We start from the raw sequence: 13,235 nt of genomic DNA on the forward strand, positions 1-13,235 counted from the left end.
GTCGGTGATCGTGTCGGTGTCGGGGCGATCGAACCGGCTTCGGTGAGGACCCGTTTTTAAGATCGTAGTGGCCCGGCACGATCGAACGATCGAGATCGGTTCATGATCGGTGACCGGAGTAGACGGCGTGTAGAGTCGGAGTGTTCATTTATTTAAATAGTGAATTACAAAGTCGGTCCGACACCGCCACCGGAAGACCGGGCTCCGACCTGATTTAAATAGTCCGTCGAGTCGGCTCAAAGCTCGATCGATCAATCATTATCGAAGTCGAGATCCTCGCCGATATCGAGTTCATCCTCAGTGACTTCGATCGACCGATCCAGCAGGATCGACTCGCTCGGCTGGTGGATCACGCGGATCCGAACGTCCTCGCCTTCGGAGATCTCACCATTGTTTTCAGTGAACTCACCAGTCTCCGATTCACCGACCGAGAACCTGTTCTCAAACACGTCGTTGGCCTCCGCTCGCTGCTCGTCAGGGCCGGTGACCACGACTCGCAGCGACTCCGACGAGATCGAGTCGCCGCCGTTGTGCTCGATGGTCAGATCAGGTTCGTCCTGATCGAGATCAACACTCAACTGTGCGGTCGGCTGGTTGTCACCGAGCGAGTCGCCGAGCCCGAGCACAAAGGTCCCGATGACCGCCGCCAGGATCACAGTGATGGCGACCATAAGGATGACTCCGATAACGGGGCTTACTGCGCGGTCGTCGTCGTCGAACTGGATGTCCGGTAACATATTTGGATCCAGCTATCACCCGAACGGCCTGCTTACGGCCGTCTACGGTGCCGTTCGGAACGCTGGCTACCTCGTGGTTGCGTCTTCATATATAAGTGCTTGTTCCATCGTACACGTTTCGAGAGAGAGTGAAACTAGCACGCGGGTCGGGCCGTGAACACCCTTCGAGCATCGCCAGCGTATTTACGTTCCCAACGCGTCGGTGGGGACATGACCTTGGTCGTGGTGCCGGTCCGGTACCCGCTGACGGCACACTCCGAGAAGACGCTCCGGGAGGGGGTCCGCGTCGCCGAGGAGCGCGACGCCGATCTCACCGTCTTCCACGTCGACCTCTATCAGAACTCCGGCGGCGTCTCCCGCAGCGACCTGAAACGCGCGGTCGAGCGCCGAACCGGGCCCCTCGACCGCGCCCGCTACGTCGTCCGTCGGGGGTTCCTCGTCGAGGAGACCATTCTGGAGGAGATCGTCGCGGAGGACGCCGACGTGGTCGTCATCGGCTCGAAACAAGCCGGTCGCTGGCGACGGATGGTCCAGAAGCTCCTCTCGGACCCCGACATCGACACCTTCCTGCGCGACCAACTCGACTGTACGGTGATCACCGTCGACGGCGAGGGCAACACCGTCGGCGGCGGCGATATTTAAGGAGCCGAGCGATCCGGAGACTACCCGTCCGACATCCCGCGGGCGACCTCGTAGCGACGGTCGTACTCGATGACGGTCGCGACGCGGTCGGCGACCGCCGCGCCGAACTCCTGCTCCACGATATATAAGGCGAGATCCAGTCCGGACGTGACTCCGCCAGCGGTGAGGAGGTCGCCGTCGTCGACGACCCGGGCGTCAACGACCCTTGCGCCGGAGTCACGGAGTTCGTCGAGCGCGCTGGCGTGTGTGACCGCTCGCCGGCCGTCGGTGACGCCCGCCGCCGCGAGCAGCATCGATCCGGTACAGACGCTCGCGATCCGGACGCCCGCGGCGTGGTACTCGGCGAGCGCGTCCGGAATGGCTCCCCGTTCGGCCTCCGCCCACGCGCTGGCGGTCTCGTCGCGCCCGGTCCACCCCCCGCCGGGAACGACGAGGAGGTCCGGGGCATCCCCGGCGTCCGGCTCCGGGAGCACGGCGTCGACCCCGACGCGCGTCCCGTGGCTCGCGGTCACGCGGTCGCGGTCCGCAAGCGTCACGTAGCGGAGCCGACGCGCGGGCTCCGCGTCGGTCTCAACGGAGCCAGCCGACTCCTCCGCAGCGAACTCCAGCGCGTATTCGAACACCTCGTACGGGCCGATCGCGTCGAGTTCGTCGAAGCCGTCGTACAACAGGACGTCGACGTTCATACCGCGGGAACGCGGGGGACGAACATGGAGCTTACTCTTCCGGGTCCTCGCCGCGTGCTCGCTTGTACATCGCCAGCGCGTCCTCGCGACGCTCCGAGTGGTCGACGATCGGCGCGGGGTACTCCGGGGCGGCGTTTGCGCGCTGAGTCGGCGACAGCTCGTGCCACTCGTGGATCAGGTCCGCGTCCACCTCGCGAAGCTCCGGGACGTACCGCTTGATGTACTCCGCATCTGGGTCGTAGCGTTCCCCCTGTGTCATCGGGTTGAAGATGCGGAAGTACGGCTGGGCGTCCGTCCCGGTCGAGGCGGCCCACTGCCAGCCGCCGTTGTCGTTGGCGGTGTCGTGGTCCGCGAGTCGCTCGCGGAAGTGCTCGTAGCCGTGTCGCCAGTCGGCGAGCAGGTCCTTCGTCAGGAAGGAGGCGACGATCATCCGCACGCGGTTGTGCATGAACGCCTCCTCGCGAAGCTGGCGCATCCCGGCGTCGACGATCGGGTAGCCCGTCTCGCCGCGTTTCCACGCCCCGATCTCCTCGGGGTCATCACGCCAGTCGATCCCCTCCTCGTACTCCTTGTAGTTGTCCGTGACGACCGAGGGGTTGTGGTACAACACCTGCGTGTAGAACTCGCGCCACGCGAGCTGCTGTTGGAACGCCTCGACGTGGTCCGTGGCGTCCCCGTGGTCCGTGGCGTCCCCGTGGTCCGTGGCGTCCCCGTCGTCCGTGTCGTCCCCGTCGTCTCCGGTGTTCGCCTCGGAGCGGTCCTCGGCGTCGGCCAGCGCCGTCTCGGTCGCCTCGTACGCCTCTCGGATCCCAATCTCGCCGTACTTCATGAACGTCGAAATCCGCGACGTTCCCTTCCGTGCGGGGTAGTCGCGCTCGTCGTCGTAGGTGAAGACGCCGGACGAGAGGAACGCGTCGAGCCGCTCGCGGGCGGCCGCCGTCCCCGCCGGGCCCACGTCCGCGTCCGGCTCGGAGAATCCGAGGTCGGCCGGCGTCGGGAGGTCCCCGACGGCGACATCGAGGTCGACGCCGTCGAGTCCGGACTTCTCGGCGGTCCGAATCCCGTCGGCATCGACGAGGTCCGCCTCGGTCGGAGTCGGTGCCGGCGGGTCCGTGTCCCGGTCGGTCCACTTCCTCCAGTAGTAGGTGTATACGGAGTAGGGGTCGCCGGCGTTCGTCCGTATCGAATCGGGCGTGTGTAACACGGCGTCGTGGTGTGCTTCGCGTCGGACGGCGGCGTCGTGAAGGGCCTGTCGAACGCCGGCGTCGCGCTCACGGGCGAGCCCGGAGTAATCGCGGTTCCAGACGACTCGTTCGGCGTCGAGCTCGTCGGCCAACTCCGGGAGCACCGCCGCCGGGTCGCCGTGAGCCACGAGGAGGTCGCTTCCGCGGTCGCGGTAGGCGCCCCGTAGCGCCGCCAGTCCGTCGAGCAGTCGACGCACGCGGACGTCGCTCGCGTGGTCGAGCACGTCCGGGTCGAACACGAACACCGGCGCGACCGCGTCGCGGTCGGCGGCCGCTGCGAGTCCGACGTTGTCGTCGATCCGGAGGTCCCGTCGGTGCCAGAACAGCTCCATGCGATCGGGTGGGGCGGGAGAACCGTGAAAGCACCGCTATCATCGACGGAGCGATCCGGCGCTATCGTTGACGACCCGATCCGACACGGGAGAGGTCGATGGGCCCGGGACGGGTCACAGTCGCCGACCCCGCGTGTATCGGACGTGTGCGACCGACGAAACGAGGAGCACGAGCGTCAACGCGGCCATCAGTATCACTGGGCCGATCGAGGCGAACGGCGGCGTCCCCGTGGCGAACGCGAGCGTCACCGCGGCGAACAGTCCCGTCAGCCCGAGGTAGAACTCCGACCACGTGAACTCGTTCTCGCCGACGACCTCCAGATAGGCGTCGAACCCCTCGGCTTTCGGTCCGAGCGTCACCATCCCGCTGTTCCGGTCGTACTCTATCACGCCGCTGCGTTCCATCCGCGGGAGATGTGACTGATACAACGAGGTGTAGAGCCGTTTTCGTTGGGTGTAGTTCACCTCGACTGGTTCGAGGTCGTTCTCCTCGGCGGCGATGGCCGTCGCCAGCTCGCGGAGCTTGATCTCGCCGCCGTTCTCCGAGAGGAACTCGAGGACGTGTCGCCGTCGACCGTTGCTCAACAGCGCGAACAACTCGTCGGTCGATATCGAGTCGTTCCCCCTCCCGCTCTCGTCAGGTGCCCGTTCGGATCCGGTTTCGTCCGCCGCAGGATCCGGTTCCAGCGACGGTCCTGATCTCGGCGAGGACCCCGACTCCGACGAAAGTTCCGACTCGCCCGTCTCGTCGACCGTATCGTCGTTCGCTGCCTCATTCCGTTGGTCGGTCGTCCGCGTGTGATTCATTCGTGGTTTCCCGTAGTCACGTGTTCTCCGGATCGGTTTCGCTCCCGTTCCGCCCGATACCACCGCTCTCGTCTCCCGGACCGTGTTTCGACCACGTTTTGGTATGCCGTCACCACTGACGATACTGCGTCCGTGGGTCTGCGTTCAGTTCGTTTCACCCACCGGATAACTTCGCGCTTCGGTATCGTTACGCAATCGAACACCACGCCACGTATTAAAAATTCCTATATATCAATAAGCAGTAATATATGCGGGAAAATCACGACTTTGATGGCTGAATCCGTATTTCAGTCAGTTTTCTCGGTTCTCAGTAAGCGGGACTATCATAAAACGAATATACTGAGTTCGATGTCGTTCGATCCGTCGCGTCGGTCGAGGGCGGTACGGCCGGGCTCGGACCGGGATGACTCGCCGGTATGGCTGTCATACCTATATCCGATCGAACCCTCCATCCGTCCATGGATACGTCATCACGGCTCTCGCTCTGGCTTCGGAACCCACGATACACCGGCGAGAACCGGTGTGTTCCGTGTACGCTCGTCAACTTGCTCATCGCCGTCGTTCTCGCGGTCGGCGTCGCGATCGTGTCGACCGCGTGGGCGCTCGTCGTGCTCGTTGCCGCCGTCGCGACCATCGCCGTCCGCGGGTACCTCGTTCCCGGCACACCCGCTCTGACGAAGCGATACCTTCCCGACCGCGTGTTGGTGCTCTTCGATAAGGCTCCCGAACGGGCGACCGTCGGTTTCGACGGAACCGACGTGGAGGCGACGGCCGAGCGGAACGCCGTCCCTCAAGAGGGGCCGGACGCTCCGGAGTCGACGGAACCGGTCTTCGACGCCGCACGAGTCCTCGTCGACGGCGGCGTTCTGGTTGACGACCCCGTCGCGGACGACCTCGTCGTCGATGCGTCGTTCCGTGAGGCGTGGGAACGTCGCTCCCGCGAGCTCGCGGACCGCGGCAGCAACACGGGCCAGTACGTCGACACGGACCGCGACAGCAACGCGGACCGCCGCGCGCTCGCGCGGTTCCTCGATATCGACCCGGACTCGGTCTCGCTCGTCGACCGCGGCTACGCGTACGTGGCGTCGATCGACGGCGAGCCCGCGGGTCGATGGGAGTCCCGCCCGGCGTTCGTCGCCGATCTCGCCGCCTCCGACGTTCTCACGGAACGCTGGGCGGACTGGACGACGCTGCCGACGGCACACCGGAGCGAGCTGCTCGGGAGCCTCCGGCTGTTCGTGGAGACGTGCCCGACGTGCGACGGGACGGTGACGCTCGATTCGACCGTCGTCGAGTCGTGTTGCCGGCAGTACGACGTGCTCGCCGCCACGTGTGGAGACTGCGGCACTCGGCTGTTCGAGGCCGACGTCGATCCGGAAGCGCTCGAACGGATCGCGAACCCCTCGTGAGCGACTCCGGACGTACCGCCCCGGTTCGTGTTTCCGTTCACTCCTTGGTGACGAACTCGAAGCGAGCCCCGCCCGACTCGCTTTCGCCCACCGAAACGCTCCAGCCGTGTGCGTCCGCGATTCCCTTGACGATCGCGAGGCCGAACCCCGTCCCGTCCTCGCGGGTCGTGAATCCCGTCTCGAACACCGCGTCCGGGTCATCTAACGCGATCCCCGGCCCGTCGTCCGCCACGTAAAACCCGCCATCGGCCATCCCGACACGCACTCGAAGGCCGTCGGACTTCGTCCGACTGCTCGTGGAATGGTTCGAAAACTCCGCGGAGTTTTCGTCATCACGAGAGACGGCGTCGCCGTCTCTCGAACGACCGTGTTCCACGCTGTCGCCGGGCTCCGCCCGGCTGCTAGTCGAGCCGTGCTCGACACTGTCGTCGGACTTCGTCCGACTGCTCGTGGAACCGTGTTCCACACTGTTTCGAAACAGGTTCTCGATGAGCTGTTGTAGCCGGGTCGGGTCAGCATGGACGGTTCCGTCGTCCTCGACCGAGAGGGTCGCGTCGCCGGTTTCCACGGTCGTCCATGTCTCCTCGGCGACCGTACGGAGCGAGACCGGCTCCGGGTCGACGTCGCTCGCGCCCCGTTTGGCGAGCGCGAGGACATCGTCGATCAGCTCCGCCATCCGATCGTGAGCGTTCTCGACCGCCTCGAACTGTTCGGCAGCGTCGTCGCCGACGTTGGCACACGCTGCGCGTGCCAGTTCGAGACGACCTTGTGCGACGTTCATCGGGTTTCTGAGGTCGTGACTGACGATGCTGGCGAACTCTTCGAGACGCTCGTTCTGGCGTTCGAGCTCCTCGGTACGTCGGCGGAGCTGACGCTCGACATCGAGTTGTGTGAGCCGGGCACGAGTGTGTGCGGCGAGGAGTTCGACAGCACGCAGATCGTGTTCGTCGAACGCACCGACCGCCTTCGAGGCGGACTGGAACAGCCCGATGTCGCCGATCGGAACGGTCAACAGCGACCGGAACTCTGAGTCGGCCGGCGCGGCCTCGTGCTCACGGAGGTCGTCGATGACGCTGGAGTCCCCGGTTCGATACGCCTCGGCCGCGACGTTGTCCTCGGCGTCGATCGGCGTCTCCTCGTAGTACCCCTCGCCGCCGAGGTTCGACGAGATCGCTTTCGGAACGAGTACGCCGTCGACCGCGGCGTCGACGAGCGCGAAATCGAAACGGAGGATCCGCTCGACCGCCCGGATCACCGTGTCGTACACCTCATCCGGAGTAGTACACTCACCTAGATCCGTCGCAACGCCGTGAAGGGCCTCGATCTCTCGTTTCCGCTCGCGGAGCCGGCGTTCAATCCCTCGACGGTCCGGGGGCCGACGACAGACACAGACGAGAACGGGATCCCCGCCGATCGCTCCCTCACGAACGGATATCACGACGGACGCCTCGTGCCCGTCCGCATGGACGAGCGGGACGTCAGCACCGCCCCGACGGGATCCGGTCTCCTCCGTCCCGGCGTCAGTCCCGCCGTTCCCCTCGATCGATTCGACGCCGGTTCCGTCCGGCCCGAGATACGAACGGATGTCGTCGGACCGATCGTCGTGGAATCGGTCGGGTATCAGTTCCGTTCCCGGCCGGCCGATCAGATCGTCGGGAGAATACCCGAGGAGCCGTTCCGTTGCCGGGTTCGCATACGATATCACCCCGGTCCGGTCGAGGGCAATGATCGCCTCCGGGGCGTTCTCCAACACCCCGCGATCGAACCCGTCGTCGCTGGACGCGGACGCCGACCCGATCCGCTCACCTCCGGTCTCATCCATCGGTTTCGACTCCCAATTTACGCCATATATTCGCTCCACGTACATGAATCTGGCCCGTCGATCGGGACGAGCACGGCCGATCAGGTCGTGATATCGATGCGGTCCAGCAGGAAGTATCCGAACACGAGCGTCAGGATCAGGACCGCGAACGCGAGCGCGACCGAGAGCGCCTCGTCGCCCCCGCTGTAATCGGCGACACGAAAGCTGATCACCTCACGGGAAACCGCGATGATCCCGGCGCTCACGACGATCCGGAGGACGGGTTCCTCGCGGGCGTACGCGATGAGCGTCCGATGTACCTCGACGATGATGAGAAGCAGGAGGACGGTATCGAGCAGGTCGACGACCGCGATCGGGTCGGTGAACCGGCCGGTGACGAAGAGCTCGTACAGCGACAGCAGCATGTCGAACAGCCCGATGACGAAGAGAACCAGCAGGAAGTAGGCTGCGCCGAGCACGAGCCACTGCATCGCAGTGACGGACGGCTCCGTGACATCCCTGATGTCGGCCGGCATCGAACAGACGGACGAGCGCGAACCGGAAATCAGTTGTGCCGAACCGTGTCACACCGTGTGCCCGCTGTCGGCGTCGTCCGAGCCCGCGGTCCCGGTCAACGACTCCAGCAGACGGACCGCGGTCGGCTTCGCGAGCGGCTCGTTCGCATTCCCACAGTGGGGCGACTGGACGCAGGCGGGACACCCCGACTCACAGCCGCAGCCGTCGATGAGCCGGGCCGTCCGGGCGAACAGCTCCTCGGCTCGCTCGTGTCCCCGGCGCGTGAGACCCACGCCACCGGGATACCCGTCGTAGACGAACACGGCCGGCGAGTCGGTGTGGGGATGGTACGGCGTCGAGATCCCGCCGACATCAGCGCGATCACACAGCAAGTGGAACGGAAACAGCGAGATGATCCCGTGTTCGGCCGCGTGGATCCCACCGTTGAATCCGTACTCGCCGCCGATGCCGACCTCGTCGCCCAGCGTTCGCATCTCACTCTCGATATCCTCGGGAACCGGGAAGTACAGGGCTTTCGTTCGCAGCGTCGTCTCGGGGAGATCTACGGTCGATTCGCCGAGCGATTTTCCGGTCGCCGCGTCCTTCCGAACGAACCCCGTGATCTGCTCCGTCACGGTGACGTCCGCGAACCGGACCGGTACGTCGGGACGGGCGGGGAGCGTCCGCTCCGCGAGGCCCTCGTTCACGACCATATCTTTCTCGGAGAGTACCTGCGTGTAGTAGTCCGCCCACGAGCTGTCCAACTCCGCAATGTCGCGGTCGAGGTCGAGGTCGGTCACCTCGTAGGTCCGGCCCTGCTGGTGGTAGATCGCGCCCGGGTGTGCGTCCCGGAGCGCGTCCGCGAAGCCCAGCGAGGCGATGGACTCCCCGCTCGACCGGTCGATCAACTCGATCTCCCGCTCTTCCGCCGTCCGGAGGTTCATCGCGTGCTGGGGGCTCTCCGATCCCGCGTGCGTCCAGCGCGTGCCGTCCGCGGCGTCGCGCCGCTTCAGGACCCCGTCGTCGGTGAGGTCAGCAACGACACCCGGGAACGACTCGCCAAAATACGCCTCGTCCGCGGGCGAGAGCCACTGCTCGTCGGCCGCACACGCGACGTGTCGCGGCAGCAGTTGGTCGTTCTCGGGGTCACAGATCGCGTCTTCCGGCGGGGCATCGAAGAAGTCCTCGGGGTGGTTCATGAGGTACTGGTCGAGACCGTCCTCGCCGCCGACCATGACGACGAGCGCTGGATCCGTTCCCCGTCCCGCCCGTCCCGCCTGCTGGAACGCCGACATCCGGGTTCCGGGGTAGCCGTCGAGGATCACGGCGTCGAGCCCGCCGACGTCGACGCCGAGTTCGAGGGCGTTCGTCGACCAGACCCCCCGAAGCTCGCCGGAATGGAGGTCTGCCTCGATGTCGCGGCGCGTTCCGTCCTTCAGGGCGGCCTGATACGCGCCGACCCTCCCGGCGAGGTCGTGGTTCCCGCGGCTCCGGAGCTCGCTCGCGCTGTCGGTCGCGTACTGTTCTGCGGTCTGTCGCGCACGCGTGAACGTCAGCGTCTGCCGGCCGCTCTCGACGAGATCGACGAACAACCGCTTGCTCTCCGTGTGACTCGACTTCCGGCGGCCGGCGTCCTCGCCCGTCCGCTCCGCCCAGTCCTCGTCGTACTCCGGCGGGTTCCAGAGCACCCAGTCGCGCGGGCCCCGGCCGGAGGTGTCCTCGTCGACGAGGGTGATCCCGTCGGGGTCGCGGCCGGTGACGGTCGAGACGTGCTCGACCGGGTTGTTGATCGTCGCCGAGCAGCTCACGAACGTCGGATCCGAGCCGAACCGCTCGCAAGTCCGCGCGAGTCGCCGGAGGGTCATCGCGACCTGCGAGCCGAACACGCCGCGGTAGCCGTGGACCTCGTCGATGACGACGTGCTCCAGCGAGGCAAAGAACCACTCCCAGAGCCGTCCGGCGTAGGGCAACAGCGCGTAGTGGAGCATATCCGGGTTCGAGAGCAGGACGGTGGGGCGGGCGTCCCGAACGTCCCGCTTTTCGGCCCGCGAGAGCCGCCCGGTGTACGACTCGACGGACACCCGGCTACCGAAGCCGAGCCCGTGGGCGAGTTCCGAGAGCGACTCCTCCTGGTCGGCGATCAGCGCGTTCTGCGGGCCGATATACAGCGTCCGCCCGCCGTGATCCATCGCAGCCTCGAAGGCCGGAACGGTGTACGCGAGCGACTTTCCGCTCGCGGTCTCGGTTGCGAGCACGACGTCGTCGCCGTCCCGAACCGCCTCGATCGCCGTCGCCTGATGCTGGTAGAGGCGGTCGACGCCGCGGTCGTCGAGCGCGCCCGCCAGACGGGGTTCCACCTCGATGTCGGCGAACTCGGGATCCCGCGCCGGAAGGCGACGATGCTCGGCGATCTGTCCCTCGTAGAAGGGCCGGTTCCGGAGCCAGTCGATGGCGTCTGCCACGTCACTCAGCTACGGGATCGACGGTTCTAACGGTTGTGGTCCGACGGGTGTGCGCGCAGTTGCCAGCGAAGAGGCCATTCCCTCGCTTCACCGCGTCGTCGACTCCTGAGTCACGACTCAGTGAGGGTGTTCCAGAGCGCACGCTGCGCCCGGTAGAGGGTGTAGGCGACCGAGAGACAGACGAACGCAACGCCTACCGCGGCGGCGGCAAGCACGGGACCGGACGCCGGCTGCTTCAGCTCTCTCCCGGTCTCACAGTTCCCGCACCCGTCTTCTCCACAGTTCCCGCAGCCGGGGAGATCCGAGTCGCCGGTGGCGGTCGCGTCGCCGGTGGCGGTCGTGTCGGTGGTGGCGGTCGTGTCGGTGGTGGTCGTGTCGGTGGTGGCAGTCACGTCGGTTGCGTCGGCCGTGGGTATCTGGTCAGTGGCTTCGACATCGACGGAGATGTCGGTGTCCCGAGAACCTCGGGACGTCTCACCTTCAACCGCGGTCGGGTCATCCCCGTGTTCCGGCTGCGCTCCGGTCGAAGGCCCGCCGGCGTGTGTCGTTTCCTCGGGATCGGTGGACGCAGTATCGGGCTCGCCAACCCGAACATCTTCCTCGTCGAACAGCTGTGGCGCGTGTGTGCGGAGCGCGTCCAGCCCGCGCTCAATCTCCTCGCGGTCCTCGTGGCCAACCGCGAACGCCGCAAGGTCCTCGACCATCGCCTTCGCGCGCTCCGGGTGGTCGGTCTCCACGTAGCTTCGGGCCGCATCGAACATCGCCCGCCCGAGCCAGTGTTCGAAGACGGGATTATCGTGCTGCTGTTCGAGCTCTTCGAGGCGTTCAAGCGCGTCTTCGCCGGCAGCCACGTCACCCGCAAAGAAGGACGCCCGCGCGGAGAAGAACGTCGCCACCGCACACCACGTCGCCGTCGACGGGGTCGACAGCCGGTCGTGGTGCTCGGCGGTCGCGTCGGCCCAGTGGTCGACGCGGCTCGGCTCGGCGGCCTCGAAGCTCGCCCGCGTCGCGTTCGCCGTCGCGACCGGCAGCCACCGAAGTATCGACGCCTCCTGTGCGGGATACCGGTCCGCGAGGGCCTCGATTCGCCCGATCCGGTCCTCGATGGCGTCTACGTCGGTCCGCTCGGCGTCCGCGTTCGTCCGTCCGGCGAGAACGCCCGCGAGCCCTGCGGCGACCTCCCCGTCGGGATGGGCTCCGAACAGCTCTTCCGCACGGTCGAGCCGGTCGCGTTCGGACTCGTCACCGAGGTATCGCTCGGCGTGAGCGTACGCCCGCAACAGCGAGGCGGCGATGTCCGGCTCCTGATGGGCGTCGTACACCGTCTCGATCCGCTCGACGAGCGGGCCGATCCGGTCGCGGCGGTCGCCCTTCGCGTTCGCGTGGATCGTCTCGGCCGTCGCCCGGGCTAGCGGCGCTGCGATCGCCGCTTCGGGACGACGGTCGTACACCGACTCGATCCGGTCACGATACGCCGCAAGTCGATCCGGATCGATCGCGGTCTCGTACACGTGTTCACGACCGCGAACGCTCGTCGCGTTCGCGAGGACGACCGCAAGATGAACCTCGACATCAACGGGGTCGTCCGCGCCGTCGCGTCCGAGACGGTCCAACCGCTCGATCATCTCGGCCTCCGCGTCGAACTCGCCACGGTTCCCGTAGGCGTCGGCGAGTGCGACCAGCGCGTCCGTCAGCCGCGCCCGGTCGTCGTCGTCCATCTCGTCCGGCGTCGTCGCGTCGAACGCCTCGACGCGCCGTTCGAGTTCACCGACGGATCGCGTGTCAGTTGTCACCATGTTCGTTGCTTCGAGATTGGGATGAAGGAACCTAAACGATCGCTTTCGAGCGACCCCGCGGGCGACGGAGCTACGGCGACTCGCTGTTTCGATGTGGAGGACTGTCGCCCGCGCTCTGTCGCAGCGCCGACCCCTCGGGGGCGGTCGTGCCGGCGGGTTCAACCGGGCCCTCACGGACAAGTGGAGGCCAGCGGACTTCGGTCGCAACCGGATCGTCGAGCGGGAGCTCCATCCGGAGGTCACCGTTCCGCTCGACCGTCCGGAACCCGACCTCGTCGTAGACGGTTCGTGCGACCCGGTTTCCTGTCTCGACGTGTAACACGAGCGCGTCGCGGTCCCCCGCCGCGGCGTCCGCGATCAGCTGCCGACAGAGCTCGGTCCCGACGCCCCGACCCTGCGCGTCGGGGTGAACGAACACCGCAATCTCCGGGCAGTCGGCGTCGAGGGGCGTGTACACCGCATGGCCTCGAACACGACCGTTCCGCTCGGCGAGGACGTTGCTGCCGTCCGCAAGCAGGGAGTCGACCCAGTCGACTCGCCGGTCGGGGTTGGCCGGCGGAATCCCCTGTGCGCGGTCGGCGGTGCCGAACGCCTCGTACATCCCGAGGAGTCGGTCGGCGTCGCCCGAGTCGGCGAATTCGACGGTCCACGGATCGCCGTGTTTGTCGATGAACCGGGGACACCGCGGAGGACAGTGGACCGTCCCCTCGCACTCGCTGCCGTTCCACCCGTCACAGGCAACGTCCGGCGTATCGGCGTCCATACGCGGGTGTCTGTTTCGAACCCTGTTATACCCTGACAAC

The 13,235-nt window shown here is 66.4% G+C and carries 11 protein-coding genes; 2 read left to right on the forward strand and 9 right to left on the reverse strand.

Features of this window, described 5'->3' with window-relative positions:
- Positions 1-251: 251 nt before the first annotated feature.
- Positions 252-737 carry a type IV pilin gene (locus J2751_RS02520; RefSeq protein ID WP_209482900.1) on the reverse strand — a complete coding sequence of 162 codons (486 nt, stop codon included), beginning with the start codon at positions 735-737 and terminating at the stop codon, positions 252-254.
- Between the two features lie 210 nt (positions 738-947).
- Between J2751_RS02520 and J2751_RS02525 the strand changes: the two genes are divergently transcribed.
- Positions 948-1,379, forward strand: coding sequence for a universal stress protein (locus J2751_RS02525; protein WP_209482901.1), 432 nt, complete (start codon positions 948-950; stop codon positions 1,377-1,379).
- Positions 1,380-1,399: 20 nt separating this feature from the next.
- Here J2751_RS02525 and J2751_RS02530 read toward each other — a convergent pair whose 3' ends face one another.
- The 3 genes from J2751_RS02530 to J2751_RS02540 all read right to left on the reverse strand — a co-directional run bounded on the left by J2751_RS02530 (position 1,400) and on the right by J2751_RS02540 (position 4,448).
- A complete protein-coding gene (locus tag J2751_RS02530) occupies positions 1,400-2,065 on the reverse strand; it encodes a DJ-1/PfpI family protein (protein WP_209482902.1) in 666 nt (221 codons plus the stop codon).
- A gap of 31 nt (positions 2,066-2,096) precedes the next feature.
- Positions 2,097-3,641 (reverse strand): cryptochrome/photolyase family protein, encoded by a 1,545-nt coding sequence (locus J2751_RS02535; protein WP_209482903.1) that lies wholly within the window; start codon positions 3,639-3,641, stop codon positions 2,097-2,099.
- A gap of 114 nt (positions 3,642-3,755) precedes the next feature.
- A complete protein-coding gene (locus J2751_RS02540; RefSeq protein ID WP_209482904.1) occupies positions 3,756-4,448 on the reverse strand; it encodes a DUF7344 domain-containing protein in 693 nt (230 codons plus the stop codon).
- Positions 4,449-4,906: 458 nt separating this feature from the next.
- Here J2751_RS02540 and J2751_RS02545 point away from each other — a divergent pair, with 458 nt between their 5' ends.
- Positions 4,907-5,857: a hypothetical protein gene (locus J2751_RS02545; protein WP_209482905.1), complete on the forward strand. Its 951-nt coding sequence runs from the start codon at positions 4,907-4,909 to the stop codon at positions 5,855-5,857.
- 37 nt (positions 5,858-5,894) lie between these two features.
- On the opposite strand, the gene J2751_RS02550 is transcribed toward J2751_RS02545, so the two are convergent.
- From J2751_RS02550 to J2751_RS02570, 5 genes are all read right to left on the reverse strand, one after another.
- Positions 5,895-7,679: a PAS domain-containing sensor histidine kinase gene (locus J2751_RS02550; protein ID WP_209482906.1), complete on the reverse strand. Its 1,785-nt coding sequence runs from the start codon at positions 7,677-7,679 to the stop codon at positions 5,895-5,897.
- Between the two features lie 80 nt (positions 7,680-7,759).
- Complete coding sequence (locus J2751_RS02555) at positions 7,760-8,194, reverse strand: phosphate-starvation-inducible PsiE family protein (protein ID WP_209482907.1); 435 nt, start codon at positions 8,192-8,194, stop codon at positions 7,760-7,762.
- A 48-nt stretch (positions 8,195-8,242) separates the two neighbouring features.
- Positions 8,243-10,636: a DEAD/DEAH box helicase gene (locus J2751_RS02560; protein WP_209482908.1), complete on the reverse strand. Its 2,394-nt coding sequence runs from the start codon at positions 10,634-10,636 to the stop codon at positions 8,243-8,245.
- Between the two features lie 110 nt (positions 10,637-10,746).
- Positions 10,747-12,432 (reverse strand): hypothetical protein, encoded by a 1,686-nt coding sequence (locus J2751_RS02565; protein WP_209482909.1) that lies wholly within the window; start codon positions 12,430-12,432, stop codon positions 10,747-10,749.
- A 70-nt stretch (positions 12,433-12,502) separates the two neighbouring features.
- Positions 12,503-13,195, reverse strand: coding sequence for a GNAT family N-acetyltransferase (locus tag J2751_RS02570; RefSeq protein WP_209482910.1), 693 nt, complete (start codon positions 13,193-13,195; stop codon positions 12,503-12,505).
- Between the last annotated feature and the right edge of the window lie 40 nt (positions 13,196-13,235).

Source organism: Halorubrum alkaliphilum (assembly GCF_017873815.1).
Lineage (GTDB): Archaea > Halobacteriota > Halobacteria > Halobacteriales > Haloferacaceae > Halorubrum > Halorubrum alkaliphilum.

Bases quoted from the DNA above. Each gene is read 5' to 3' on its own strand.
- J2751_RS02520 (WP_209482900.1), bottom strand. From the start codon at position 737: ATGTTACCGGACATCCAGTTCGACGACGACGACCGCGCAGTAAGCCCC.
- J2751_RS02525 (WP_209482901.1), top strand. From the start codon at position 948: ATGACCTTGGTCGTGGTGCCGGTCCGGTACCCGCTGACGGCACACTCC.
- J2751_RS02530 (WP_209482902.1), bottom strand. From the start codon at position 2,065: ATGAACGTCGACGTCCTGTTGTACGACGGCTTCGACGAACTCGACGCG.
- J2751_RS02535 (WP_209482903.1), bottom strand. From the start codon at position 3,641: ATGGAGCTGTTCTGGCACCGACGGGACCTCCGGATCGACGACAACGTC.
- J2751_RS02540 (WP_209482904.1), bottom strand. From the start codon at position 4,448: ATGAATCACACGCGGACGACCGACCAACGGAATGAGGCAGCGAACGAC.
- J2751_RS02545 (WP_209482905.1), top strand. From the start codon at position 4,907: ATGGATACGTCATCACGGCTCTCGCTCTGGCTTCGGAACCCACGATAC.
- J2751_RS02550 (WP_209482906.1), bottom strand. From the start codon at position 7,679: ATGGATGAGACCGGAGGTGAGCGGATCGGGTCGGCGTCCGCGTCCAGC.
- J2751_RS02555 (WP_209482907.1), bottom strand. From the start codon at position 8,194: ATGCCGGCCGACATCAGGGATGTCACGGAGCCGTCCGTCACTGCGATG.
- J2751_RS02565 (WP_209482909.1), bottom strand. From the start codon at position 12,432: ATGGTGACAACTGACACGCGATCCGTCGGTGAACTCGAACGGCGCGTC.
- J2751_RS02570 (WP_209482910.1), bottom strand. From the start codon at position 13,195: ATGGACGCCGATACGCCGGACGTTGCCTGTGACGGGTGGAACGGCAGC.